We start from the raw sequence: 23,516 nt of genomic DNA, 5'->3' as shown, positions 1-23,516 counted from the left end.
CCGCTGCCCTCTGTCGTGGTGCAGTGGCCCTGACTAGACTTGAATTGCGCCGGATTAGACGCATGGATTCGTCTCTGGAGGGCAGGATCATGACAGACCGCAGCGACTCCGAATTGCCCGCGGACCAGGCGCCCGCGGACGTGAAACCAGAAGATAAGGAGCTCCGGGGCCGGTACGTCGAAGGAGCGTACGGTAAGGCTGGCGTGCAGAGAGGCCGGCACGCCGAGGACGAGGAAGGCCAATACGTCCAAGGTGACTACGGTGCGGCCGGCAGGGAGGGCGGCCTGCCCGAACCCTTGGGAGACCGAGCCAAGGAATCCGGGCGCTACGTAGCAGCCGACTACGGCGGCGCTGGCACGGCTCCGGGACGCACGGCCGGGTCGGAAATCGGCCAGTACACCGAAGGTGACTACGGCGCGGAAGGTACTGTAGATCCGCTGCGCAAGGCCGGAACAGGTACGCCTGGCGAAAAGCCGCCGGCCGCGGGCAAGCCCTTCGACACCGGCACCCAGGAGGGCACCTAAAAGCGCCTGCCCGGGGGCAGGCAAGGACGCATCACGAGACTATTCCGGGCTGGTAGGTGCCGGCGCTCCATTCCTGTCCTTGCGGATCGAGCACCCGGCAGCGCCGGGCGCCCCATTGGGTGGCTTCGGGCTCGATCACTGAGGTTCCGCCCGCGGCGAGGGCCTTCTGATGAAAGGCGTCGACGTCTTCGACCAGAAGATATAGTCCCTGGCCGGTTGACTGGCCGATAAGTGGCGGCCGCTGGTAGGCGGCATCGCTACTTGCCACCATTAGCACCGCCTCCCCCATGGAAATCTCGGCGTGCAGCACTGACCCTGCGGGTCCGTCGTGCCGCTGAATAACGCCAAATCCCACGGCCTGGAGCCAGTCCAGGGCTGCGGGTGCGTCACTGTAGCTGAGATAGGCGAATAACTTGGCGTCCATGCCGGAATGCTATTCCCAAGCGCAGCCGTCCGGAACTAGCGTGGCGGAATGAACTCGTCGAAGACCCCCGCCGAGATCCTCAACATAGCCGGCAACGAGGTTCGCATCTCGAGTCCGGACAAGGTGGTGTTCCCCGAACCCGGGCTGACCAAGCTCGACCTGGTCCGCTACTACCTCGCCGTCGCCGACGGTGCGCTGCGGGGCGCAGGCGGCCGGCCCATGGTACTCAAGCGCTTCCCGAAGGGGATCGGCGCTGAGCCGTTCTTTCAGAAACGCGTGCCTGAAAACCACCCCGACTTTATCGACACGGCAACGCTGCACTACGCGTCCGGAACATCAGCCGAAGAGGCCGTCATCCGGGATGCTGCAGGCTTGGCGTGGGTCGTGAATCTCGGATGCCTGGACCTCAACCCGCACCCCGTGCGTGCCGAGGACCTCGAGCACCCGGACGAGCTCCGGGTCGACCTCGACCCGATGCCGGGGGTCGACTGGGCGCAGATCGTCGACGTCGCCTATGTCGCGCGGGAGGTGCTCGACGACGTCGGACTGGTGGGGTGGCCGAAGACGAGCGGTTCGCGGGGACTTCACATCCTCGTGCGCATCGCGCCTCAGTGGTCGTACTACGACGTGCGGCTCGCCGCCGAGACCCTCGCCCGCGAGGTCGAGAACCGCGCTCCGGGCCTCGCCACCGCACGGTGGTGGAAGGAGGAGCGCGGCGAGAGTGTGTTCGTCGACTTCAACCAGAACGCCAAGGACCGCACCGTGGCATCGGCGTACTCGATCCGGCCCCTGCCCGACGCCCGGGTCTCGACTCCGCTCACGTGGGACGAGGTTACCTCCACCCGGCCGGAACAATTCACGGTGCCCACGGTGCTTGAGCGCTTCGCGGCGATGGGCGACCCCCACGCCGGGATCGACGACGCGGCAGGGACACTCGACAGGCTCATCAGTCTGGCTGCCGGGCTCGGCCCCGCCGAGAAGCCGCCGCGCGGCGGCGACGGTCTGGGCCGCCGGCAATCGGTAATGCCGCTCATCGAGGTGGCACGGACCAAGACCAAGCCCGAGGCGCTCGCGGCGCTCGAGGAATGGAAGACCCGGCATGCGGACCTCTTATCAGCCCTGCACCCCGCAGACGTACTCGTCGACAGAATGCGGGGATCGAGTTCGCTCTGGTACCGGGTCCGGGTGAACCTGCAACACGTCCCGGAAAATGAGCGTCCGCCGCAGGAGGAGCTCATCGCCGACTACGACCCCTGGGCCGGCAAAGAGTGGCCGGGGCGCCCTGGATCCTGACCGCCGGATCCTGACACCGGATCCTGACACCAAGGACGGGGCTCAGGCGTCTTGAGGCTTGCTCGATTCCAAGCTTTCCGCAAGGGGGTTCAGCCAAGATTCGGTCCGAGGTATGCCAATTGATTGCGGGGTGGTTGTTATGGATGAGAAGCCGAGGCCGAAACTCTCGGCCCTATTTTGGGTGGTTTCCGTTGCCGTTCTGGGTGCACTTGGGGCATTGGGCTGGTATGCGGTGAACGTCATAGCCGCCCTGCTGTCCCCGTCGGTGCGCTGAATATGTATCGACGCTCCTGACACCCAATTCGACGCACACCCGGGTTGCGGGATCCATTTTGCGGCTGCCATCGCGGCCGGCCGCACATCACCGCCGTCCAACATGGCAAAAGGCGCGGCGGGGTGCACGCCGGGCCTGAACGCCAGATTTTCGCGTTAGAAGTTGACAGCGGCATAGGCTTCCCGACGACGCAGGGCACGCTTACGGTGGGCAAGAGGAGCAGGACACAAGACCTTAGAAGGGACCCACCATGCTGATCTGCGCAACCTGCGCCGTGGAACGCGACGAACCTACGCCGGGGGTCTGCCCGATCTGCACCGACGAGCGGCAGTATGTACCCGAGGACGGACAAAAGTGGCTCACACTGGACGGGCTGGCGCAGGAGGGCCAGCAAACGGTGTTGACGGAGAACGAGCCGGGCCTTGTCGGGATCCGGACAGAGCCAAAAGTCGGGATCGGCCAGACCGCCCAGCTTGTGGCGACACACGAGGGTTCGCTGTTGTGGGATCCGGTCGGATATGTCGACGACAGCGCTGCGAAGGCAGTGCTCGAGCGGGGCCCGGTCCTGGCGATCGCCGCCAGCCATCCACACATGTTCGGTGTGCAGGTCGAATGGTCGCATCGGCTCGGCGGCGTCCCCGTACTTGTGGCGGATGCAGACCGGCGATGGCTGGGGCGCAATGATCCGCTCATTAAATACTGGTCCGGCAGTCAACCTATCGCCGAAGGGTTGACCCTGCACCAGACCGGGGGCCATTTCCCGGGCAGCGCGGTCGTGCACTGGGCAGCAGGCGCCGGCCGCAAAGGAGTTTTGCTGACCGGTGACAGCGTGTATCCGAATCCAGACCGTCGCTCCATCGCCTTCATGCGCAGCTACCCTAACCACGTGCCGCTATCCGGCGCGGTGGCAGTGCGAATCGCCGCGCAGCTGGGAGAACTCAACTTCGACCGGATCTACGGCAACTTCAACAATGTCATCGCGTCCGGCGCCAAGGCCATTCTGCACGATTCCGCCCAACGGCACGCTGCTTGGGCGCGCGGCGACTTCGACCATTTGACCTGATCCGCCCATTTCCCCTTTTGCGTTAGCGTGGGATCAAGCGCCTCAATTGACGTCAGAGGTATCCGAGCCATCATGGCGACCAGGAGAACCCCCAGGTTCTCACGGCGCTCTCATCCCTTCCCCCAATGGAATCCGAAGAAGCGGAGTAACAGTGAAGGCCATCGTGTACGAAAAGACAGGGCCATCGTCCGTGATGACCCTCCAGGACAGGCCACTGCCGGTACCCGGACCGGGCCAAGTCAGAGTCCGGGTGGTGGTCTCCGGGGTCAATCCCACCGACTGGAAGTCCCGGGCCGCCGGCGGGAGCGGAAGCAGGCTGGAGGCACCAAAAGTGCCGAACCAGGATGGTGCCGGCGTTATCGACGAGCTTGGATCCGGCGTGCCGGGGCTGTCCGTCGGCGATCGTGTTTGGCTCTGGGACGTCGCCTGGGGCGGCACCGAGGGCACAGCCCAGGAGTACGTGGTGGTGCCGGCCGCGCAGGCCGTTGCCCTTCCAGAGATGGAGTCCTTCGACACGGGCGCATCCCTGGGGATCCCGGCACTGACGGCACATCGTGCACTGACCTCCGGCCAGGACGGCCCGGCCAGGCTTTCGCCGGGCGCCCTGGAAGGGCGGGTGGTGCTGGTCACCGGTGGCGCGGGTGCGGTCGGGCATGCGGCCATTCAGCTCGCCCGCTGGGCCGGGGCAACCGTCATCGCGACCGTGAGCGGGGAGCGGAAAGTTGAACTTGCCCGCCGGGCCGGCGCGCACAATGTGATCAACTACCGCACTGCCGACGTCCCACAGGCCGTGCGCGAGGCAGCCCCTGGAGGCGTTGATACGATCGTCGACGTCAATGCTCCGGCGAACATCGGCAATGACCTCAAGGTGGTGAAGCCGGGCGGAACCATTTCCATTTATGCTGCCAACCCCGGTGAATCCTTGGCCATTCCCATTCGCGAGAGCATGGGCAAGAACGTCCAATTCCAGTTCATCCTCACGTACACCGTGACGGAGCTGCAGAAGGCGGCGGCCGTCGCCGCCGTCGCCGATGCGCTGAAAGCGGGGGCATTGCGGGTCGACGATGAGCACGGACTGCCCCTCACCCGCTTTCGACTCGAGGAAACCGCGGCAGCGCACGACGCCGTAGAACAAGGCTTCGTCGGGAAGGTCCTGGTCGACGTGTCCGCGGCCTGACCACCTTCTGCGTGTCGGGCGAGGAGCCCGTGACCAGGCAATGCGTTCGGCATACTGGTTCCATGCAGGCGACGACGGTTTTGGTCGAGGGTGAGAGTGACAGGCTGGCGGTTGAGAGGCTGGCCTTCCGCCTTGGCCATGACCTGGCAGACTTGCGGGTGTCGGTCGTGCCGATGGGAGGCGCGACCAGCATCGTCCACTTCCTCGACCGCTACGGACCGAATGGCGCAGGCCACCGGTTGTTAGGCCTGTGTGATGCAGGGGAATCCCGTGGCATCACCCGCGCGCTCGGCCGGGCAGGTATCGGGTCCGGTGCGCTGGCCGAGCTTGGATTCCACGTCTGCCACGCCGATCTGGAGGACGAACTCATCCGCTGCCTGGGGATCGATGCCGTGCTCAAAGTCATCGCGGCTCAAGGCGAGCTCGCGTCGTTCCGGCTCCTCCAACGCCAGCCGTCCCTGCGAGAGCGGCCAATAACGGCGCAGTTGCGCCGGTTCTTCGGGGGACGCAGCGGCAACAAGATCCGATACGCGCCACTGCTGGTCGACGCCTTGCCGGCCGGAAAGGCGCCTCCGCCGCTCGCCCGCCTCGTTGCATCATTCCCGCTGTGATCCTGCCGCCCAAAGGATCGACTGCCTTTACCGTGTCAGGGGCATCCCGCTAGTTACGTGCGGCGGTGGATGGACTTGTAGCTCAGGTACGCGTTCAGGCCTTCAATCCCGTACTCGGTGCCAAGGCCGGAATCGTGCCGGCCGCCAAAGGGGGCTGCATGGTTGGAGGCGAAGAAGTTGATGCCCACGGATCCCGTGTCCATCCGGTCGGCCGCGTTCAGAGCAGCCGCCGCGTCCTGCCCGAACACCAGACCGCCGAGCCCGAACTCGGTGTTGTTCGCCAGCGCGACGGCCTCGTCAACACTGCCATCGGCGTCGTCGTATTTTAGGATGCACAGGACCGGGCCGAAGATCTCCTCGCGGGAGATCCGCATCTCCGGGGTGACGTCGGCGAAGACTGTGGGCTCCACGAAATAGCCGCCCTCAAGGCCACCGCCTAACGACGCCGCACGCCCACCGGTGGTGGCCCGCGCGCCGTCGGCCAGGCCCGACTCCACGTACTCCAGCACGGTCCGGTACTGGGACTCCGTTGCGCAAGGGCCGAACACAGTGTCCGCCTCGAGCGGATCACCCTGCTTTCCGGCCGCAATCGTGGCCGTGACCATCTCCACCACTTCGTCGTATCGGCTCGCGGGCGCCAGGATCCGGGTCGAGATGTAGCAGGTCTGGCCGGTGTTGCGCATCGACGACCGGATCAGCACCTTGGACATCGCATCCAGATCCGCATCAGGGAGCACAATGGCGCTGGACTTCCCGCCCAGCTCCAGCGTGACCGGACGCAGCAGTTCCCCGCAGGCCGCGGCAATTTTCCGGCCCACCGGCGTCGATCCCGTGAACGCCACCTTTTCGACGCCCGGGTGCTTCACCAACTGATCCCCCAGCCGGCCGGAGCCGGTTACCAGGTTGACCACGCCCGCCGGAACCCCGGCCGCGGCGACGGCCTCGATAATCACCCGGATGGACAGCGGCGTGGGCGACGCCGGCTTGATCACCACGGTGCAGCCTGCCAGCAGAGCCGGCGCCAGTTTGATGACCACCAGGTTGATGGGGAAGTTCCACGGCGCGATCAGCGCGCAGACTCCCAGCGGGTCGCGCCGCACTACTGACTCGCCGCCGCCGCGCGGGAAGGGGCGGACATCCTCATGCTCAAGGTACTCGGCGAGGGTGGCGAAGTACCGGAAGATACCGGCCGCGTTGGCTGCCGCCCCGGCGGATTCGGACACCGGTGAGCCGTTTTCCCGCGAGTTCGTCAGGGCAAGCTCCTGAGCCCGATTCTCCACCTCCTCAGCGATCCGGAGAAGGTAGCTGGCGCGCTCAGACGGGGTAAGCCGGGGCCACTCGCCCTGAAAGGCACGCTGGGCAGAGCCGACGGCGGCGTCCAGGTCTTCCGGCGTTCCGTCCGGCACCGAGCCCCACACTTCGCCCGTAGCGGGGTCGGTCACCGGGTTGCGGCCGGTGCCCCGCGAAGGCTGCCACGCGCCGTCGACAAAGATCGTATCCACATGCGTATGCGGCAGGGACAGCTCCGTCCGGGCTACCAGGGCAGGAGCATCATGCGTGGCGGAGGTCATCGGATCACCGCCGTCTTAAGAAGGGCGTTGGATCGGTTTAGGTCCGCGGCGGCCATATCGTGCGCGGCCTGGGTGATGAGTTCGGGCAGGATCTCGGTGGCCAGCCTGTCGGTGTACGTGGCCGGGTCCATGGCGAACCACGAGGAGGCGAGGGCGATCCCGGCGCGGTCGAAGCGCCATAGCCTGTCGGCATCGCGCATCAGGGCGTCTTCCAGGGACCGGGCCACCGGCCGGGTGTCGTGGCCGTCGATGATCTCGCAGACGCGCTCAATGAATTCGGTGGAGTATCCCAGGGCGGGGAGCACCCGGCGGGCCACGTCGCAGCCCTGCTGCTCGTGTTCGTAGCGGATGGCGGCCTTCCGCCAGTCACCGGTGAAGCCCTCGGATATGATGCGGGATTCATCAACGTGGGCCCAGCCAGTGTCGTGCAGCACGGTGGCCACGCGCACCAGTTCAGCGTCGGCGCCGGGATAGGCCCGGCACAGCCGTTCGGCGTAGGCCAAGGAAATCGGCAAGTGGATGTCGTTTCCGCGTGTCCGCGTCTCATGGACCACGGCCTTCCACAGGGCGTCGAGTTCCTGAACGGCAGCCGGGGTATTGCAGATCGCGGTGGTGTCTACCGGACCAGCCGCGGGAACAGGCCGGACGCTGTACTCCGCGGCAAAGGCCTGGGCCGGCACGTCCACCGGTTCAGCGGCGGGGCTGGCTGCGACCGGAGTCTTGGGGGTGCTCATAATGCTCCTTCGGGTGGGCCGGCGTACTGTCTGAGTGCAGTTAGCTGTCCGTGGTGATGGTCTTGAGTTGCGTGGCGGGGTCCGCCGCCGCGTCGGCAGGGATGTTCTGGTCCTTTGCCAGTGCGTTCTTGACGGCCATGAAGTCCAGCGGGGCGTTGACGCAGTCCGCGGCGATGACCTGGCCCTGGCGGTAGTACAGGACGCTGAACTTCCCGCGGTCCTCGTCCCGCCGGAGTACCGTCTGGTCGTAGCCGTTGCACAGTCCGGCGATCTGCAACTTGAGGTCCGCCTGATTGGACCAGAACCACGGGATCCCGGCGTATTCCTCGCGCCGCCCGGTCAGCGAGTAGGCGGCCACCTTCGCGTGTTCGATGGCGTTGTTGACGCTTTCCAGCCGGATCCGCTCCCCCGGCTCCGACCCTGGCACCGGGTTGGGCATGTTGGCGCAGTCGCCGATCGCCACCGTTGTGCCGTCCGAGGCGAGCGCGAAGCGGTCCACCACAATCCCGTTGTCCACCGTCAGCCCGAGCTGTTCGGCCAGCTGTGTGTTGGGAATGACGCCGATCCCCACGAGCACAATCTGCGCGGAGAGCTCTGTGCCGTCCTGGAGTTCGACGCCGGCGACCGCGCTACCGCCCTCGCTGGCTGTGAAGCGCTTGGCGCTGGTGTTGAGCCGGATGTCCAGGCCGCGGGAACGGTGCGCCTGCAGGAAGTACGCGGCCGTCTCATCTCCCACGGCCCGGCCAACGAGCCGCGGACCGAATTCCAGAACCGTGACGTTCTTGCCCATCTTCCGCAGGCTGGACGCGGCCTCCAGTCCGATGAATCCGCCGCCGATCACCACCACATCCGTGGCATCCCCCACCCGCGCCTTGAGTGCCAGCGCGTCGTCGGCGTTGCGGAGGTACAGCACGCCGTCGAGGTTCCCGCCCTCAATCTCCAGCTTGCGGGCCCGGGCGCCGACCGTGAGCGCCAGCCGCTTGAAAGGGAACTGTTTTCCGGCGGAAGAATGCGCGACCCCGGAGCCGTCGGGTTCCTTGTCGATCCGGACGATGTATTCGCCCTTGACCAGGGCCACGTTGTGTCCGGCCCAGTAATCGTTGGAGCGGAAGATCAGTGATTCGCTCTCTACCGTGCCCTGCAGGAACTCCTTGGACAGGGCCGGGCGCTGGTAGGGTCGGTGGTCCTCGTCGCCGAGCAGGGTGATGTGTTCGTCGAAGCCGAGTGCCCGCAGCGATACAGCAAGCTGGACCCCGGACTGGCTGGCGCCGATGATTAGGAGCCCTGTGCGCGTTGGAGTGCTTTGCTCCGCGACGAGGGTGTCAGTTGCCTGCTCCATTGCTTCCGCGCCCACGGCTACACCTGGGTTTCCGGGGTGGTGACGAACAGCTCCACCGTGTCCGTGAGCCGGAGCTGGCAGGACAGCCGCGAGTTGTCCTCACGGTCGACGGCGGTGCCGTAGAGCATTTCGTCTTCCATGTCCTCCATCGGCGGAAGCTGCGAAAGGCAGTCCTCGCGGACGAAGACATGGCAGGTAGCGCAGGACAATGAGCCGCCGCATTCGGCGACGATCCCGGGGACGCCGTTGCGGACGGCCGTTTCCATGACTGAATCGCCGGGGTTTCCCTGGACGTCGCGGACAGCGCCCTCGGCGTCGGTGAAATGAACCGTTGGCATGTGGTTCTCCTTAGGTTGAATCGGATGATGGCAGGCAAGGGAGCGCCTCAGATGAACTGGCGGCCGCCGTCCACCACCATGGTCTGGCCCGTGTAGTAGGAACTGTCCGGCCCAGCCAGGAAGAGGGCCGCGCCCACGATGTCCTCGGGCTGGCTGGCCCGCTTGATGGCCCCACGGTCCACACCGTAGTTCTCGGCGTTCTCCATCAGGCCGTAGCTGGCTTCGGTGAGCGTGAAGCCGGGGGCGATCGCGTTGACCGTGATCCCCCGGCGCCCCAGTTCCTTGGCCATCACCCGGGTCAGGGCCACCACGCCGCCCTTGGACGCGACGTAGTGGAGCCACTGTTCCGAGCCGCTGAAGATGGTGGCGCTGGAGAGGTTGATGACGCGCCCGCCCTCGGGCAGGTACGGGCTCGCCGCGCGGGTCACGAGCCAGGGGCCCTTGAGGTTGACGTTCATCACCAGGTCCCATTCGGCCGGGTCGATGTCCTCGAACGGGCTGCGGGTCACCCCCGCGTACACCGCCGCGTTGTTGAGGACGACGTCGATGCTTCCGTTCCCGAAGTCCGCGCAGTCCCGTGCGAGGATCTCAGTGGAGTCCACGCTGGTGACGTCCGCCGGGAAGGCGGCGGCCTCGGCGCCGAGTTCGCGGACCAGTTTGGCCGTCTGCTCAGCGCCCTCGAGGTTGATGTCGGCGACCGCCACGCGGTACCCGCGGCCGGCAAAGCCGAGCGCAAACGCCCGGCCCAGCCCGCCGGCGGCACCGGTGATCAGGACGGTCCTTGCAGCCGGCGCGTTCAGCTCAGACATGACTGTGGCTGTGGGCGTGGGCGCCGGGTCCGGTCGCCAGGAGCTCCGGTTGGTCGGCATCGAGGATCTGCACGGTGCCCTTGGTGCCGTCCACCCGCAGCCGCTGGCCGGTCTTGATGGTGGTGGAGGCGGAACCCGTTCCGGTCACCGCCGGAAGACCGTACTCCCGGCAGACGATGGCCGCGTGGCTCATCATGCCGCCGATGTCCGTGACCGTGGCCTTGATCTTGCCGAAGATCGGGCCCCAGGACGGCGCGGTGACGGTGGCCACCAGGATCTCGCCCTGCTGGACCTCGGAGAGCTGGTCCGCGTCGGTGATGACGCGGGCCAGGCCCTCCACCACGCCCGGCGAGGCAGCCATGCCGCGCAGGCCCCCGCCCTCCACTTCCTCGCCGGCGCCCAGCCACTGCTGGACCTGCTCGGTGGTGATGCCCCACAGCATCCGGGTAAAGGGTTCGGTGATGGATTCCGGCGGGGTGTTCAGCGCCGGGGCAGGCCGGGCGGTCTTGAGCGCGTCCACGATTCCGCGGCGGCGCTCGATCTCTGCCGGCCAGTAGTCGGGACCGATCGGCTTGGCACCGACGCCCCAGCCCGTGACCAGGTCGAACAGCGCGTCGCGGACCTCGTTGCGGCCCAGGTAGAGGAGGTCGTCCGGTTCAGTCCAGAAACCCTCGGCCTGCATCATGCGGGACAGCTCGCGGATCTTGCGCCAGAAGACGCCCATGGTCCAGTGCTCGATGTAGAAGTTGTGGTTCTCCACGTACGGGTAGGCGGTGGCGGCGAGCCCGCGCTTGGCGTCGAAGAGGGCCTGATTTTCGCCTTCGAGCAGCTCGCGGTATTCCTCGATGATGCGGTCGCGTTCTGCGATGAGCGCCTCCACCGGCCGCATGATTTCCTGGCCCTCGTCCACGCGGCGGATGTAGTCCGCGATGTAGCCGAGCGGGATTTCCTGGTGTTCGTTCCAGTACTTGTCGTGGCCGTAGAAGCCGTTGCCCACGGTGAAGTTGAACCACGGGTCCTTGGCGGCATCGTACTGGGACGTCCAGCGGTTGCCTCCGGGGGCCGCGGCGATGGCAGCCAGGGTGGCCTCGACGTCGTCGGTGTTGCTGAAGTGGGCCTGGATCCCAAGTTCCACGGCGAGCTTGGCCAGCTGCTTGAGCTCGTCATCCGGGCGGAAGAGCTCCATGTCCACGCCCTGCACCATGGTGGCGATGGACTGGTCCGGAATGTTGGGGAACACCTGCTTGCAGAAGTTGAAGAAGTCCAGGTAGGCGATGTAGCCGAGGTTGAGGAACTCGAAGTGGTACTGCCAGTTCTGGTAGGCCAGCTGGATGAGCCGGTCGTAGCTTTCCAGGAGCTTCTCGGAGCCGTCCTTGCCCTTGCCGGAGAGGATGTCCTCCATGGGGACCAGGTCCGGGAGCTTGGGGAAGGAAATGGTTTCCATCTCGTCGATGGTGCCCTTGACCTTGACGTGCCACTGCTTGAGCAGCTGGTCCCAGTTCTGGAAGTAGTGGCCAACGCGCTGTTCGAACAGGGGCACGCGGGCGGCGATCTGGTCCGCCGGGACCGGGATGGGCGACATGTAGAGGTAGCCCAGGTGGACGCGGAACTCGATGCCGTTGGCGTTGGGGATCATCAGGTGCCGGGCGTTGTACTGGCCCAGGCACTTGACCGCGAACTCGCCGCCGATGGTCTCGAAGGGCTTGAACACGGTGGGCCAATGCTGGCTGTCGCAGAACCAGAACTTGGCGTCCTCCTGCTCCTTGAGCTTGTCCTGGAAGACCAGATAGTACGGGTAGATCTTTTCCCAGCCCTCGGCCCCGGCGGGGACCGCGAGCTCGGAGGGTTTGGGGAAGGACTTCAGGGACATGGCGGTCCTTTCAATACGGGCTCGGCGTTGAGCCTGGGTGACGTAGCGGACTAGCGGGTCGGAACGTTCTAGAAGGACGGCTTCAGCAGTGAGGCGGTGATGCTGCCGAGGCTAAAGCCGGTGGCGGACGACGGCGCCGGGCCGGCCGGCGTCGTGATGGCCGGCGTCGTGGTGGCTGGCGTTGTCGGGGAAGCGGGTGCTGCCGCAGAAGTGGCGGGGCTGAGTCCGCTGAAGTAGCCGCCGGCGGCTGCCGAGGATGGGACAACAGGCTTCGAGGAGTGCACGGTTTCCGGGCGGGACTGCAGCAGGAGCAGGTTCTCCCCGTCCGGCAAGTCCGCATCGAGGGCCCACTCGATGTCCTGCGGGCACTTGTAGTGCTTCTCCGCGCGCTTGGCCATCTGCGCGACGGCGGTGAGCTCGGCGCCGGTGAGGCTGCGGCGGCCGCGGCGTTCGGCGTCGACCTCCCGCTCCACCAGGCGGCCGGCAACAGCGTCCGGGACGAGTTCGGCGTGCTTGTCGCCGAGGTGTTCGGAGACGACCGCCAGCGTGACCTTGTCCAGCATGATGTTGTCCGGCGTGACCTGGCCGGAGACCACCATCTCCCCCACCCCGTAGGAGGAGTCGATAGTGATCTTGGAACGGTCGCCGTTGGTGGGGTCCATGGTGATGGCGACGCCGGAGACCCGTGCGTTGACCATCTTCTGCACCACGACCGCCATCGAGAGGCCCTCGTTGGGGATGTTGTTCTTGAGCCGGTAGATGATGGCGCGGGATGTGAAGAGCGAGGCCCAGCACTGGCGGATGTGCTCGGTGACGGCCTTGACGCCGTCGAGCCAGAGGTAAGTGTCCTGCTGGCCGGCGAAGGAGGCGTCCGGCAGGTCCTCGGCGGTGGCGCTGGAGCGAACGGCCACCGGGACCGGCGACTCAAAGCGGGACATCAGGGACTCGTAGGCGGCGACGGTGAGCTCGCGCAGGGCCTGAGGCACCGCGCGGGAGCGGATGTCCGCCCGGATCGCGGCGGACACCCTATCCACCTGGCCCATGTCTTCGGGGTCCAGTCCTGCAAGGAGCTGGTGGATGTCCCGGGTGATCCCGGCTTCCTCCATGAAGGCATCGAACTGCGCGGTGGTGACCACGAAGCCGGGCGGGACGGGCATGCCGGCGGAGGTCATGGTGACCAGGGAGGCGCCCTTGCCGCCAAGGTTTTCGAGCTTCGGTTCGATGCCGCCGTCGAAGAACTGGACGTATTCGTTGCTATGCATATTTCTCAGGCCTTCCAGGTGACGGGGACGGTCTCGGGGACGCGGAAGGAGAGGTTCTCCCGGAAGGAGATGGTTTCCGGATGCTCCAGCTGCAGCTCCGGGACGAGCCGGACCACTTCCTCGAGGGCGATCTTGGCCTGGAGCTTGGCGAGCATGTTGCCCAGGCAGTAGTGGATGCCAAACCCGAAGGACAGGTGCTCGCGGGCGTTGGGGCGGGTGATGTCGAAGTCCTCGCCGGCGTCGAACTTGGTGTCATCCCGGTTGGCTGAGCCCATGAGGAGCAGCAACTGTGCGCCTTCTTCGATGGCGACGCCGCCAACTTCAGCGTCCTTGAGGGCCTTGCGGCGCCAGCCGACGATCGAGCCGGCGTAGCGCAGGACCTCGTCGATGGCGGCGGGAATTTTTTTCGGGTCCTCCACCAGCTGCTTCCACTGCTCGGGGCGGGCCAGGAGTTCGCGGAGGGCGTTGGAGATCAGCGTGGTGGTGGTCTCGTGGCCGGCGAAGAGCAGGCTATAGAGGACGGAAGCGACCTCGTGGTCGGAGATTTCGGCGCCGTCCTGCTGCGCTTTGACCAGGTCCGCGGTGAGGTTGTCGCCGCCTTCCTCGTGAGCCACCCTGACTAGCCGGAGGCATTCCTGCCAGTACTCCACCAGGTTGTGGGCGTGCGGGATCTGTTCGTCGTCAGTGAGGTCGCCCCACGTCATGGCGGCGCGGGAATCGCTCCAGCGCTTGAAGGTGTCGACCTGGGCTACGTCTGCGCCGATCAGGGTGAGGATGGTGATGGTGGGGACGTCGTAAGCAAGGTCCTTGACCATGTCGCCGCGGCCTTCCGGCCGGGCCAGCATTTCTTCAAGCAGTACGACGACGTTTTGCCGGATGAACGGTTCCAGAGCCTTGTAGCGGCGGGGGGTGAAGGCCTTCTGCACCACGGCGCGGATGCGGGTGTGCTCCGGCGGGCGGCGGGCGGAGAGGCCCGAGTAGGCGGTGAAGCCGCCGTCGTCCATGATCTTCTTGGCCGCGGCACCGCGTTCGCGGACAGGCGCCTGGGCGTTTTCGCTGGAGAAAGTCTCCCAGTCTTCAAAGACGGCCTTGATGTCGTCATATCGGGAGACGACATAGAGGCCGATCCGCTCGTCGAACATCACGGGCTGCTCGGCCCGGAGTTCGGCGTAGGCGGCGAAGGGATCCTTCATCTGGAACGGCTCGTAGCCGTGGTGCCCCGTAGGGGCTTCGGCGCCGTGTCCGAAGGGACAGCGGCCGGCCGTTTCAGTCGACGATGACATCTGGGCTCCTTGGTTTTCCGGTCCCGCTGACAGCAGCAGTGCATGCCGGGGGTTCTTCCACCAGTGTGGCCCCCGTCACCTCGGGATGGCAGGAATGGCTTCCACTGAGCGGAAGCCACTTTGCCGCGGGCCTGCAGCTGCAGGATTCGGACTAGTCCGATCCCGCGGCGTGGCTACCCAGCAGCGTCTCCAACGGGATCCGCGCGGTGGCGCGTTCGATCTGCGCCGAGATGCCCCTCAGGACGGGAAGGTGGCGGCTCATCGTGGCGGCCTGGCTCGTGGGAAGCACCAGGCCGATCGCGGCGCCGATTCTGCCGGTGTGGAAGACCGGGACGGCGATGGAGCACGAGCCCAGCCGGACTTCCTCGAGCGTAGTGGCGTAGCCCTGCTCCCGGATCTGGGTCAGTTCGGCGGCCAGTTTTCTCGGGTCAACGTGGGTGTGCGCGGTGTGCCGCTCGAGCTGCCGGTTCAGGTAGGCGTCGCGGACCCAATCCTCCTCGAAGGCCAGGAGGACCTTCCCGACGGCGGTCGCGTGCATGGGCAGGCGTCCGCCGACGCGGGAAGCTCGGGGCAGGCGCTTGGAGCCGTAGACGCGGTCGATGTACAGCACCTCGTGGCCGGACCGGACGGCCAGGTGCGCGGTTTCGCCCGTGAGGGAGAAAAGATCCTGGATGTATGGGCGCGCCGCGTCGCGGAGCTGCCGCCCGGTGTTCTGGGCAAGCTCCCAGAGGCGGATGCCCAGCTGATAGCGGCCGTTGGGCTCGCGGGAAAGTAATCCCCAGTCCGTGAGCTCGTTGACAAGCCGGTGGGCGGTGCTCAGGGGCAGCCCGGATTTTTCCGCGATTTCCGTCAGGCTGAGGGCACCCCGGGACTTTTCGAAGGCTTCCAGGATGGAGAGCACCTTCGAGGTCACAGTCCTACCGGGCTCACTGCTGCCGCCAGCCATCAAGGCTCCTCTGCGATATTCGCCCATCGTCGATGGTCGCCGGGACGTCCGATCAGAGTCTAGCCCTCGAGCAGGAGCACACGAGTCCGCCAAAGAGCTGCAGCCGGCCGGTAAGTAGAATCCGGGGAAGTATCTTCCATGGAATCCAAATGCTAATCTTGATCCATGGACACCAGAACTGGCCAGACTGACTTCTATCCCCTCTTCAGCGCACTGACCCGGCTGGAAACCGAGCTGTGGGATGCGGTCGACGCCCGCCTGCGCCAGGAATGCGGACTTCCCCTCGGCAGGTTCGAGGCGATGGTCGTTGTCTCCTCCCTTGGCACGTGCAGGGTGTTCGACATCGCGTCGGCGCTGGCCATAACCGTGGGCGGCGCCAGCAAGCTGGTTGACCGTGTTGAGGCGGCCGGGTACTGCTCGCGGAAGATGAACCCGGGCGACCGGCGCTCCTCACTCCTTGACCTCACGGCGGCGGGTGCCGCGGTGGTCGCTCGGGGACGCGCAGTGATCGAGGCCGAACTCGCGCGCTGGTTCACCCCGGCCCTGAGTCCGCAGGAGACCACCACCCTGCTGGACCTCCTGACACGGGTCCGCAGCGCCCAGCGGCCCTCCGTGGACTCCAAGGCGCTGCACTCCACGGCGCTCAACTCCAAGGCGGCCGGTCAGTGAGCGGCGGCACCATGCGGGCCGTTGTGCTGGACGGCCCAGGGCCGGCCGAGGCGCTGGTCATTCGCGACCTGCCCATCCCCGTGCCACTGCCGGGCCAGGTGCTCATCCGGGTCCGGGCCTTCGGGCTCAACCGCTCGGAACTGCACACCCGCCTGGGCCTGGCCGAGGGCGTCACGTTCCCGCGCGTGCCCGGGATCGAAGCTGTCGGAGAGGTGGCCGACTCCCCCGGCGGCGAGTTCCGCACCGGGCAGAAGGTCGCCACCCTGATGGGCGGCATGGGCCGCGTGTTCGACGGCGGCTATGCCGAGTACACGTGCGTGCCGGCCCGGCAGGTCATTGCCTTCGAATCAGAGCTGCCCTGGTCCGTCATCGGCGCCATCCCTGAGATGCTTCAGACCGCCCACGGCTCCCTCACCATTGGCCTGGACGTCCAGCCCGGCCAGAGCCTGCTCATCCGCGGCGGAACCTCCTCCGTCGGCATGGCCGCCGCAATACTTGCCAAGCGCCGCGGGCTCACCGTCCTGGCCTCAACGCGTGACGAAGCCAGGCGGGAAGCGCTCGCCTCGATCGGCGTCGATCATGTCCTGATCGACGACGGCGACCTCGCCACTGCCGTGCGCCGCATTGTTCCGGGCGGCGTGGACGCCGCCCTCGAACTCGTCGGCATCCCCACGCTGCCCGACACGTTGCGCGCCACCCGGGTCCACGGCGTCGTCTGCTTCACCGGGATGCTCTCAAACCAGTGGACAGTACCGGACTTCTATCCGATTGACTACATTCCGCGGGGCGTCCGTCTCACCTCCTACACAGGCGGCGCCCCCGACCTCCCCGGCGGGGTGCTCCAGGAATTCCTGCAGGCTGTCAGTGACGGCACCGCGATGGTACCCATCGGCAAGGTCTACACCCTCGATAACATCGTCCAGGCCCACACGGACATGGAGGAAAACCGCGTCAGCGGCAAACTCGTCGTCACCACGTAAGACCCACAGCCGGAAGCGAATGCTACGTCCCCCCAACCCTGTTGCGACGCCCCGCTGATTCGCAACAGTCGCTGGGGGAATATGCGACGCGCAATAATCGTTGAAGCTTCAAGAGAAAACTTATTGTGCCCAACACCCCCGAACAGGAGCATTCATGCGCATCTCCGAGAAGTCCACCGATCTTGACGGCCATCACCCGGGCACCTCGGCAGTGACGACGACGGCCGGGTCGTCCGACCCTGCGGCTCCCCTGGTGGTGCTGTTGCACGGCCGGGGCTCAAGCGAGCGCGAGATCATTGCCCTCGCCGACCACCTGCCGCCCGGCCCCGCCTATGCCGCCGTCCGGGCGCCGATCGCAGAGGGCGGCGGCTATGCATGGTTTGCCAACCGTGGCATTGGCCGTCCGGTTACCGAGTCGCTGACGGCATCCATGGCGTGGTTCCGAACCTGGCTCGATGCTGTCGCCCCCGCAGGCCGGCCGGTCGTGCTCGTCGGCTTCAGCGGGGGTGCAGCATTCGCTGGCGGACTGGTCCTTGCAGATCCGCAACGATTCTCCGGTGCGGCTATTCTGTACGGCACCTTGCCGTTCGACGCCGGTGTCCCGGTCACGCCGGCCCGGCTGGCAGGCCTTCCGGTTTTCGTCGCTCAGGGCGATCAGGACAAAGTCATCCCGACGGAACTGCTGGACCGCACCTGGAATTACTTGCTGACGGATTCCGCCGCCGCCGCCTACGGCCGCCGCGACCCCGGAGGGCACCAAATCAGCGGCCAGACGCTCCGTGAACTCGGGGGCTGGATCCACGAGCGACTGTCGTTCCTGGCTCGTTCCGGAGCGGATGAAGGTACCACCGGCGGACGCTGGTCGGCCCTGCCGGACGGCACTCTTCCCCGCAGGGCCGGTCAGCGTCCCAACGTGTCATGGACAATCCCGCAGGAACAGCGCAGTGACAATGCGCCAGTGGACCTTCAGGAAAAGTTGTTCGCCAGGATCAGTTCGCTCGCCGGAGTCTCGACTTCGCAGTCCGTTATCTCCGTTTCAGGCGCGCGGGGCCTGATGATAAAGCCGGAACCTGACGCTCCCGAGGATGCGTTCCTGGTCCCCTCAGCCGGGGAGTTTGCCCACCAGCACCCGCCCCACGACGGCTCCCTCCACCTGGCCCTGCCGCCCCAACTGGCCGCGGACGCAATCGCCAAGGGCTGGGCAGTGGCCCACCCGCTGGCCGGCATCCGGCTGGCTCGAGGCATGGTCATGGTCTACGGGCCCCGCGACGAGAATGAGCTGCACGTGGTCGCTGCAATGGTAGAGACCAGTCACGCCTGCGCCACAGGCCCCGACGCCCACAGGTTGTAACGTTCCGGCAGGCCGGCCCCGATCATGCACCCCGGCGTGGCTTGCGAACCCGCGCATGGCGTTTCGCATTGTGCCGCGCCCGAGTGCGCGTGGCAACGTGGCCCAGCTTCGCCTGGAGCAGGAGAAGGCGGGGAACGGCGAAGTAGACGGCAATGGGAACGACCACAAGAGTGAGCGTGAAAGCGCGCAGGATCGCTGGCCACCCCGGCGCCAAAGCGGCCAAAATACTCATCCCGATTGCGGCCAGCGGAAAGATCGCCACCCAGGTGACAGCAGCCCTCACATGGACCGATGCCACACCGACGGTTCGGTGATGATGCGCATCCGTTTCATCGGCCGCTAGCGCCTTACCCTCGTGTTCCACTCAATCTCCAAACGTATGGTTGGAATTGATGCTACTGCGTGCTGTTTCGCGAAAGCAAACAAACGGTTGGAGTTATGATGGGGGCCATGGCCTGGGACACTGATGCGACGCGGAAGAAAATCCTCGATGCCGCAATTACCGAGTTCTCTGATCGGGGCTTCTCCGGTGCGCGCATCCATCAGATTTCGCGGATCTCCGGGTGCAACCGCGAACGGATCTACTTCTACTTTGGCGGCAAGGCCGGACTCTTTGAAGCGGCGCTCACACGCGAACTCGTCACCGCCCTGGACGACCTTCCGGTCGCCGGCATGGGTCCTGGTGCGATCGGAGATTTCGCGGGACGGTACTTTGATTTTTCCAGGAGCCGTCCCAGCCTCGCACGCCTTACCCTTTGGGAGGGGCTTGAGCAGGGACATCCGGTAGGAGCCGAGGCCCGCACCCTCCGCTCGGCGAACAAAGTCACCGAGGTCCGGAATGCCCTTCCGGCCTTGAGCGAGGCCGCGGCGGAAGACCTGCTCCTGACCGTCGTCACACTGTGCCACGCCTGGGTCGCGAGCCCGAATGTCCCCCTCGTGATCACCGGACCGCCGGACGCAGAGCGCAGGCGCGCGTCCATCGTGCGCACCGGCGAACTGCTCGCTCAAGATGCCGTGGATACGGCCCAGCGGCCGTCATAGGCGCGAATACTCCGTTCCGTTCGAAAAACTAATTGACGCTTCAACTTTCCTGACGTACATTTAGTTGTAGCTTCAAGCATCACTCCCCCAAGAGAACAGAATCTGATGAAAACCCTCCTGGCCCGCATATTCGGAAAGAAGACACCCATGACGAACCTCACCATCATCGGCAACGGCAACATGGCCCGCGGCATCGCCACCCGAGCACTCGCCGGCGGCCTGACCGTGGAAATCCTCGGACAGGACATCACCAAAGCGCAGGAACTGGCCGCCAAACTCGGCGCCGGCGTCACCTTCGGGACCACCGCCGAGGCCCCGCAGGGCGCCATCGTGGTCCTCGCTGTCCCGTTCGACGCCGCCAAGAACGTCGTCAGCGCCTACGGCGAGGCCCTGACCGGCAAGACCATCGTCGACATCACCAACCCGGTGAACTTCGAGACCTTCGACTCCCTGGTCGTCGAGCCCGGCACCTCCGCCGCCGAAGAAATTGCGCAGCTTGCCCCCGCAGGCGCCAACGTGGTCAAGGCGTTCAACACCACCTTCGCCGGCACCCTCGTCGCCGGAGAGTCAGGCGGACAGCCCCTGGACGTCTTCATCGCCGGCGACAAGGCGGACGCCACCGCCGCCGTGAGCAGCTTCGTCAGCGCCGGCGGCATGCGCCCCCTGGTGGTCGGTCCGCTCAAGCGCTCCCGGGAACTCGAAGGCTTCCAGTTCGTCCTCATGACCATGCAGGCCAACCCCGAGTTCGCCGACTTCAACTGGGACACCGGACTTCAGGTCACCAAGTAACCCGGACTGCGATAGGCGTCAAGAAATAGACGCAAGAGCACGACGGCGGGCCGGATCCGCCGTCGTGCTCTTGTTTGCCTCGGCGGCAGGCCTCCGGTTCAACGCTTCTTGCCTCCGACACCCGGCACGGACGCGACCTGCTTCATCCACGCCGCGATCTGGCGTTCGTCGACGTCGTCCATGGATTTGAGCTCCACACCCCGAGTCGACTTGCCCATCCCCACCGGTGTCACCGGAGGTACAGGCTCGAGCGCGGCGCCATTCACAAACATGAGCTTCACATGGCCAGCAAAACCGCCGCAGCTGAAGCACCACCCGTCGCCGACTCCGTAGTAGGACATGCCCCACTTCACTGAGCGCCGGAGGCTGGGCAGCGTCTTTGCCGCCAAAGCATCGACCGTTTCGGCGATGCCCCGCTGCGGCTGTGGCAGGCTGGCGATATATGCGAAGACTGGCTTGTCGCCGACCGCCGCTTTTGCCGGGCTTGCCCTGCCGGTTATGGATTCCGGCAGAGTTGGGGCGACGTCAACACGCGCACCGGTGCGCGTTGCCGGCTTTTGGGCTTCCCTCTTACCGATCTCCCCGCTGGTCATGGAGGGTATTATTCCTCACCCATCGCGAGACGGAACCACAACCGTTTTCTCGCGAGCCGTATCAGGCTCTTCGGCGAAGTCTCTAACTGTCCGCAGTTATCGATTCCAGGACGGCCTGGAATGCTGGACTTACTCGTATCCCCAGGCCACCATCGTCGGAAACCTCGGTAAGTTGCTCGTAGCTCGTCCCGTTCCACCAAAAGACGTGTGGACTCACCGGTGCAGGTGAATCGCTGTATCCCATGGCGGCGAATCGGGCCATTCCGTTAACCGCTGGAATGACGGTGGCGTCTTCGATGATGTGCCAAACGACTTGGTGTCGGTTCGGGACGCTCATGAGCCAGCCGAATTCTTCTCGGACGCGCTTGCCGATGAGTTGTGAGGCCAAGTCGGGAAGAAGTAGAGCCCGGCTCCCGGTATAGACAGATTCACCTAACAGAGCCGTGAACGAGCCCCCTCCCGGTGCAGGGAGGGTTTCGAGTTTTTCGACTGCCAGCCCGCGAAGGTTCGCAATACCCTGGGTTCTGAGGGCTTCGAACCCGCCGAACTTGTTTGCGTTGTTGTGACTGAAAACGGTAACCGTGTCCGGGAGGTCGAGCGCGATCATCTCGACGATGCCCGGCGCGAACTCCCTGTGCGGGTAGCCGTCGATCCCTGGCATGCTCGCCTCATCATAAAGGCGTGCGAAAGTCTGCTTCGCTACATCAGCAGGGGCAAGGATGTCGAACGGATCGGGTGCGTCGAAGCTCGCCAGAACGCGTTGAAGATGTTCGCGTATCAGGTCCCGCCACAAGGATTGCGGCTGGTCACCACAAGCGGCGGCCACGTTCCAAAATCCGAATTCACGCCCGGAGTCATCGACAGCGTGGCCGGGCTGAACATGGACTTCGAGTCCCATCTCGGCGAAAACTTCGCGCGTGATCGTTCGGAAATGGTTAGCGCCTGAAATCGTGAAGAACGTGAGGTGCGAATCAAGCGGTTCCGGTTCGGGAGACTTCTTCCTGAAGATGCCCACAATGACCCGCTTTCGTTGTGGCGGTCGATCGATTCAAGTCGACACTGCCCGGCCTGGGAGTTTCTGGTGCCGTCAGTGGGCCCACAGGCTGAACCCGATTCCGATTCTGTCGCAGTCCGATGGGAACCCAGGTTGCGACCCGCCCGGTAGAGACCTCCAGCCGGAACAGGCGGCATTGCTTTAGGGGCGGGTCCGGCACACCCAAGTCATGTCCAGGGTTCCGGCCGGGAATCCAGACGTGCCCACGTATCGAGACCGAGATTCGCGTCCATCGCACTGCCCGTAAGCCGACCGGTCTGCACAGCATGTGTATGGTGCTGATATGGCTTCTCCGCAGACGCTGAGTGAGCCCGAGCGCCGCGTCGTCGCGACTTGGGCCGCAGACTGCGCTGAGCGGGTTGTGGCTTTATTTGAGGCCGAGGCGCCGGCAGATGATCGCCCCCGCGACGCCATCGCCCGGGCGCGGGCCTTCGCCCGCGGTGAACTCAGTGCCGCCGACGAGATCCGCCGGCGGTTTGTGGCCGGCCGTGCCGCACGCGAGGTGACCAGCCCTGCTGCGGTGGCTGCCGCCCGGTCCGCCACGCAAGCCGCCGCCGCCGCCCACATGGGCGCGCACGCCCTGGGGGCAGCCGCGTATGCCGCGAAAGCGGCCGGACTGGCCGCGCCCGGTCGGCCCCAGACGAACGACGACGAGATCCACTGGCAACTCGAGCACATGAGCGCCGAAGCCCGGTCCGCGCTCCGGCGCCTGCCACCGCTGGGCGCGAATCCCGCCGGTCCGCTGGGGCCAGGACTTCTCGCATCCGGAATCCTCGCCTCGATCATCCGCACGATCCAGGCCGACTTGGCCCGCCCCGACCAGCCTGCCTCCTCCAGTTGAATCTGCCGCCCGCAAGCCGGTCCCCCACCGCGACACCATCCGCCCGCACTGGTGCTGCCAGAAAATCCGATACAGCTACTGGATTCCTGGAAGCCAGCAGCTTGGCCCACGTGCCCGGGTGAGGAGACCGTCGGGACCAGCCGCCGGAGACGGTGGTCGAGGATGCCATCACCTGCTACGATCCCCAGAATCCCCACGACCGCATGCAAGTCGCTATCACTCTGGAGGTTCGCGATGCCGGACACCACCTGCCACATGTCGATCTCGCTGGATGGCTTCGTCGCCGGGCCGGACCAGAGCCGCGAGAACCCCCTGGGCAAGCGGGGGCTGGAGCTGCACGGCTGGCACATCGGCGACCCGCGGGCCAACGATGCCGACAAGGTCGCGAACGAGTGGCTCATGCGCCCACGGGGTGCGTATGTGATGGGGCGGAACATGTTCGGCCCGGTCCGCGGGGACTGGGATGAGGACTGGGCCGGGTGGTGGGGAGCCGAACCGCCGTACCACGCGCCGGTGTTCGTGCTGACCCATCACGGACACGACCCGATCCAGATGGACGGCGGAACGACCTTCCACTTCGTCACCGAGGGCTTCGACGCGGCCTACTCCGCAGCGCGCCAGGCCGCCGGGGACAACGGCGTGGACATCGCCGGCGGGGCCTCGACCGTCCGGCAGGCACT

At 65.9% G+C, this 23,516-nt stretch carries 25 protein-coding genes; 12 read left to right on the top strand and 13 right to left on the bottom strand.

The genetic code is table 11. The features are described 5' to 3' along the window. Nucleotides 1-62 precede the first annotated feature (62 nt). Nucleotides 63-524 carry a hypothetical protein gene (locus AC1DNG_RS20260; RefSeq protein ID WP_476858709.1) on the top strand — a complete coding sequence of 154 codons (462 nt, stop codon included), beginning with the start codon at nucleotides 63-65 and terminating at the stop codon, nucleotides 522-524. A gap of 31 nt (nucleotides 525-555) precedes the next feature. Here the strand turns inward: AC1DNG_RS20260 and AC1DNG_RS20255 are convergent, their stop codons facing one another. Further along, entirely contained in the window at nucleotides 556-948 is a 393-nt protein-coding gene (locus AC1DNG_RS20255; RefSeq protein WP_230009733.1) for a VOC family protein, read from the bottom strand. A 48-nt stretch (nucleotides 949-996) separates the two neighbouring features. Between AC1DNG_RS20255 and ligD the strand changes: the two genes are divergently transcribed. From ligD to AC1DNG_RS20235, 4 genes are all read left to right on the top strand, one after another. After that, nucleotides 997-2,241 (top strand): non-homologous end-joining DNA ligase, encoded by a 1,245-nt coding sequence (ligD, locus tag AC1DNG_RS20250; RefSeq protein ID WP_476874272.1) that lies wholly within the window; start codon nucleotides 997-999, stop codon nucleotides 2,239-2,241. A 524-nt stretch (nucleotides 2,242-2,765) separates the two neighbouring features. Beyond that, nucleotides 2,766-3,578: an MBL fold metallo-hydrolase gene (locus tag AC1DNG_RS20245; RefSeq protein WP_476888114.1), complete on the top strand. Its 813-nt coding sequence runs from the start codon at nucleotides 2,766-2,768 to the stop codon at nucleotides 3,576-3,578. 151 nt (nucleotides 3,579-3,729) lie between these two features. Continuing rightward, on the top strand, nucleotides 3,730-4,755 hold the full coding sequence (locus AC1DNG_RS20240) for an NADPH:quinone reductase (RefSeq protein WP_476888113.1): 1,026 nt from the start codon (nucleotides 3,730-3,732) through the stop codon (nucleotides 4,753-4,755). Between the two features lie 62 nt (nucleotides 4,756-4,817). Then, nucleotides 4,818-5,366, top strand: a complete 549-nt coding sequence (locus AC1DNG_RS20235; RefSeq protein ID WP_476888112.1) for a TOPRIM nucleotidyl transferase/hydrolase domain-containing protein — start codon at nucleotides 4,818-4,820, stop codon at nucleotides 5,364-5,366. 53 nt (nucleotides 5,367-5,419) lie between these two features. On the opposite strand, the gene AC1DNG_RS20230 is transcribed toward AC1DNG_RS20235, so the two are convergent. The 9 genes from AC1DNG_RS20230 to AC1DNG_RS20190 form a co-directional block, all read right to left on the bottom strand. Next, nucleotides 5,420-6,868 carry an aldehyde dehydrogenase family protein gene (locus AC1DNG_RS20230; protein WP_476888111.1) on the bottom strand — a complete coding sequence of 483 codons (1,449 nt, stop codon included), beginning with the start codon at nucleotides 6,866-6,868 and terminating at the stop codon, nucleotides 5,420-5,422. A 65-nt stretch (nucleotides 6,869-6,933) separates the two neighbouring features. Next, a complete protein-coding gene (locus tag AC1DNG_RS20225) occupies nucleotides 6,934-7,671 on the bottom strand; it encodes an HD domain-containing protein (RefSeq protein ID WP_476874268.1) in 738 nt (245 codons plus the stop codon). A 40-nt stretch (nucleotides 7,672-7,711) separates the two neighbouring features. After that, on the bottom strand, nucleotides 7,712-9,025 hold the full coding sequence (locus tag AC1DNG_RS20220; protein WP_476888110.1) for an NAD(P)/FAD-dependent oxidoreductase: 1,314 nt from the start codon (nucleotides 9,023-9,025) through the stop codon (nucleotides 7,712-7,714). Between the two features lie 2 nt (nucleotides 9,026-9,027). Then, nucleotides 9,028-9,348 (bottom strand): 2Fe-2S iron-sulfur cluster-binding protein, encoded by a 321-nt coding sequence (locus AC1DNG_RS20215; RefSeq protein ID WP_476888109.1) that lies wholly within the window; start codon nucleotides 9,346-9,348, stop codon nucleotides 9,028-9,030. A gap of 47 nt (nucleotides 9,349-9,395) precedes the next feature. After that, nucleotides 9,396-10,157, bottom strand: coding sequence for an SDR family NAD(P)-dependent oxidoreductase (locus AC1DNG_RS20210; RefSeq protein ID WP_476858717.1), 762 nt, complete (start codon nucleotides 10,155-10,157; stop codon nucleotides 9,396-9,398). Further along, entirely contained in the window at nucleotides 10,150-12,027 is a 1,878-nt protein-coding gene (locus AC1DNG_RS20205) for a PEP-utilizing enzyme (RefSeq protein WP_476888108.1), read from the bottom strand. Before AC1DNG_RS20205 ends, AC1DNG_RS20210 begins: the two co-directional genes overlap by 8 nt. A gap of 68 nt (nucleotides 12,028-12,095) precedes the next feature. Continuing rightward, nucleotides 12,096-13,289 (bottom strand): PEP/pyruvate-binding domain-containing protein, encoded by a 1,194-nt coding sequence (locus AC1DNG_RS20200; RefSeq protein WP_476888107.1) that lies wholly within the window; start codon nucleotides 13,287-13,289, stop codon nucleotides 12,096-12,098. Between the two features lie 5 nt (nucleotides 13,290-13,294). Then, on the bottom strand, nucleotides 13,295-14,572 hold the full coding sequence (locus AC1DNG_RS20195) for a cytochrome P450 (RefSeq protein ID WP_476888106.1): 1,278 nt from the start codon (nucleotides 14,570-14,572) through the stop codon (nucleotides 13,295-13,297). Between the two features lie 151 nt (nucleotides 14,573-14,723). After that, complete coding sequence (locus AC1DNG_RS20190; RefSeq protein ID WP_476888105.1) at nucleotides 14,724-15,518, bottom strand: IclR family transcriptional regulator; 795 nt, start codon at nucleotides 15,516-15,518, stop codon at nucleotides 14,724-14,726. A 165-nt stretch (nucleotides 15,519-15,683) separates the two neighbouring features. Between AC1DNG_RS20190 and AC1DNG_RS20185 the strand changes: the two genes are divergently transcribed. From AC1DNG_RS20185 to AC1DNG_RS20175, 3 genes are all read left to right on the top strand, one after another. Next, a complete protein-coding gene (locus AC1DNG_RS20185; protein WP_476888104.1) occupies nucleotides 15,684-16,187 on the top strand; it encodes a MarR family winged helix-turn-helix transcriptional regulator in 504 nt (167 codons plus the stop codon). Beyond that, nucleotides 16,184-17,167 (top strand): zinc-binding alcohol dehydrogenase family protein, encoded by a 984-nt coding sequence (locus AC1DNG_RS20180; protein ID WP_476888103.1) that lies wholly within the window; start codon nucleotides 16,184-16,186, stop codon nucleotides 17,165-17,167. Before AC1DNG_RS20185 ends, AC1DNG_RS20180 begins: the two co-directional genes overlap by 4 nt. Before the next feature lie 154 nt (nucleotides 17,168-17,321). Next, entirely contained in the window at nucleotides 17,322-18,518 is a 1,197-nt protein-coding gene (locus AC1DNG_RS20175; RefSeq protein ID WP_476888102.1) for a luciferase domain-containing protein, read from the top strand. Between the two features lie 22 nt (nucleotides 18,519-18,540). Here the strand turns inward: AC1DNG_RS20175 and AC1DNG_RS20170 are convergent, their stop codons facing one another. Continuing rightward, on the bottom strand, nucleotides 18,541-18,882 hold the full coding sequence (locus AC1DNG_RS20170) for a hypothetical protein (RefSeq protein ID WP_476888101.1): 342 nt from the start codon (nucleotides 18,880-18,882) through the stop codon (nucleotides 18,541-18,543). Between the two features lie 86 nt (nucleotides 18,883-18,968). Here AC1DNG_RS20170 and AC1DNG_RS20165 point away from each other — a divergent pair, with 86 nt between their 5' ends. Continuing rightward, on the top strand, nucleotides 18,969-19,559 hold the full coding sequence (locus tag AC1DNG_RS20165; RefSeq protein ID WP_476888100.1) for a TetR/AcrR family transcriptional regulator: 591 nt from the start codon (nucleotides 18,969-18,971) through the stop codon (nucleotides 19,557-19,559). Nucleotides 19,560-19,706: 147 nt separating this feature from the next. Then, nucleotides 19,707-20,348, top strand: coding sequence for an NADPH-dependent F420 reductase (locus tag AC1DNG_RS20160; RefSeq protein WP_476888099.1), 642 nt, complete (start codon nucleotides 19,707-19,709; stop codon nucleotides 20,346-20,348). A gap of 98 nt (nucleotides 20,349-20,446) precedes the next feature. Here the strand turns inward: AC1DNG_RS20160 and AC1DNG_RS20155 are convergent, their stop codons facing one another. After that, nucleotides 20,447-20,941: a DUF1801 domain-containing protein gene (locus tag AC1DNG_RS20155; RefSeq protein WP_476888098.1), complete on the bottom strand. Its 495-nt coding sequence runs from the start codon at nucleotides 20,939-20,941 to the stop codon at nucleotides 20,447-20,449. A gap of 82 nt (nucleotides 20,942-21,023) precedes the next feature. Beyond that, a complete protein-coding gene (locus tag AC1DNG_RS20150) occupies nucleotides 21,024-21,956 on the bottom strand; it encodes a hypothetical protein (protein ID WP_476888097.1) in 933 nt (310 codons plus the stop codon). A 322-nt stretch (nucleotides 21,957-22,278) separates the two neighbouring features. Here AC1DNG_RS20150 and AC1DNG_RS20145 point away from each other — a divergent pair, with 322 nt between their 5' ends. Both AC1DNG_RS20145 and AC1DNG_RS20140 read left to right on the top strand, forming a co-directional pair. Further along, nucleotides 22,279-22,836 carry a putative immunity protein gene (locus AC1DNG_RS20145; RefSeq protein ID WP_476888096.1) on the top strand — a complete coding sequence of 186 codons (558 nt, stop codon included), beginning with the start codon at nucleotides 22,279-22,281 and terminating at the stop codon, nucleotides 22,834-22,836. A 234-nt stretch (nucleotides 22,837-23,070) separates the two neighbouring features. Continuing rightward, nucleotides 23,071-23,516, top strand: a 446-nt coding sequence (locus AC1DNG_RS20140) for a dihydrofolate reductase family protein (RefSeq protein ID WP_476888095.1), incomplete at its 3' end; no start/stop codon positions are given.

It is taken from the genome of Arthrobacter sp. 01T425 (assembly GCF_056398725.1).
This window is presented reverse-complemented; position numbering and strand designations above follow the sequence as displayed.

Coding starts and splice junctions, on each gene's coding strand:
- AC1DNG_RS20260 (WP_476858709.1), top strand. CDS start 63: ATGGATTCGTCTCTGGAGGGCAGGATCATGACAGACCGCAGCGACTCC.
- AC1DNG_RS20255 (WP_230009733.1), bottom strand. CDS start 948: ATGGACGCCAAGTTATTCGCCTATCTCAGCTACAGTGACGCACCCGCA.
- ligD (WP_476874272.1), top strand. CDS start 997: ATGAACTCGTCGAAGACCCCCGCCGAGATCCTCAACATAGCCGGCAAC.
- AC1DNG_RS20245 (WP_476888114.1), top strand. CDS start 2,766: ATGCTGATCTGCGCAACCTGCGCCGTGGAACGCGACGAACCTACGCCG.
- AC1DNG_RS20235 (WP_476888112.1), top strand. CDS start 4,818: ATGCAGGCGACGACGGTTTTGGTCGAGGGTGAGAGTGACAGGCTGGCG.
- AC1DNG_RS20225 (WP_476874268.1), bottom strand. CDS start 7,671: ATGAGCACCCCCAAGACTCCGGTCGCAGCCAGCCCCGCCGCTGAACCG.
- AC1DNG_RS20215 (WP_476888109.1), bottom strand. CDS start 9,348: ATGCCAACGGTTCATTTCACCGACGCCGAGGGCGCTGTCCGCGACGTC.
- AC1DNG_RS20210 (WP_476858717.1), bottom strand. CDS start 10,157: ATGTCTGAGCTGAACGCGCCGGCTGCAAGGACCGTCCTGATCACCGGT.
- AC1DNG_RS20205 (WP_476888108.1), bottom strand. CDS start 12,027: ATGTCCCTGAAGTCCTTCCCCAAACCCTCCGAGCTCGCGGTCCCCGCC.
- AC1DNG_RS20200 (WP_476888107.1), bottom strand. CDS start 13,289: ATGCATAGCAACGAATACGTCCAGTTCTTCGACGGCGGCATCGAACCG.
- AC1DNG_RS20195 (WP_476888106.1), bottom strand. CDS start 14,572: ATGTCATCGTCGACTGAAACGGCCGGCCGCTGTCCCTTCGGACACGGC.
- AC1DNG_RS20190 (WP_476888105.1), bottom strand. CDS start 15,518: ATGGCTGGCGGCAGCAGTGAGCCCGGTAGGACTGTGACCTCGAAGGTG.
- AC1DNG_RS20185 (WP_476888104.1), top strand. CDS start 15,684: ATGGACACCAGAACTGGCCAGACTGACTTCTATCCCCTCTTCAGCGCA.
- AC1DNG_RS20175 (WP_476888102.1), top strand. CDS start 17,322: ATGCGCATCTCCGAGAAGTCCACCGATCTTGACGGCCATCACCCGGGC.
- AC1DNG_RS20165 (WP_476888100.1), top strand. CDS start 18,969: ATGGCCTGGGACACTGATGCGACGCGGAAGAAAATCCTCGATGCCGCA.
- AC1DNG_RS20160 (WP_476888099.1), top strand. CDS start 19,707: ATGACGAACCTCACCATCATCGGCAACGGCAACATGGCCCGCGGCATC.
- AC1DNG_RS20155 (WP_476888098.1), bottom strand. CDS start 20,941: ATGACCAGCGGGGAGATCGGTAAGAGGGAAGCCCAAAAGCCGGCAACG.
- AC1DNG_RS20145 (WP_476888096.1), top strand. CDS start 22,279: ATGGCTTCTCCGCAGACGCTGAGTGAGCCCGAGCGCCGCGTCGTCGCG.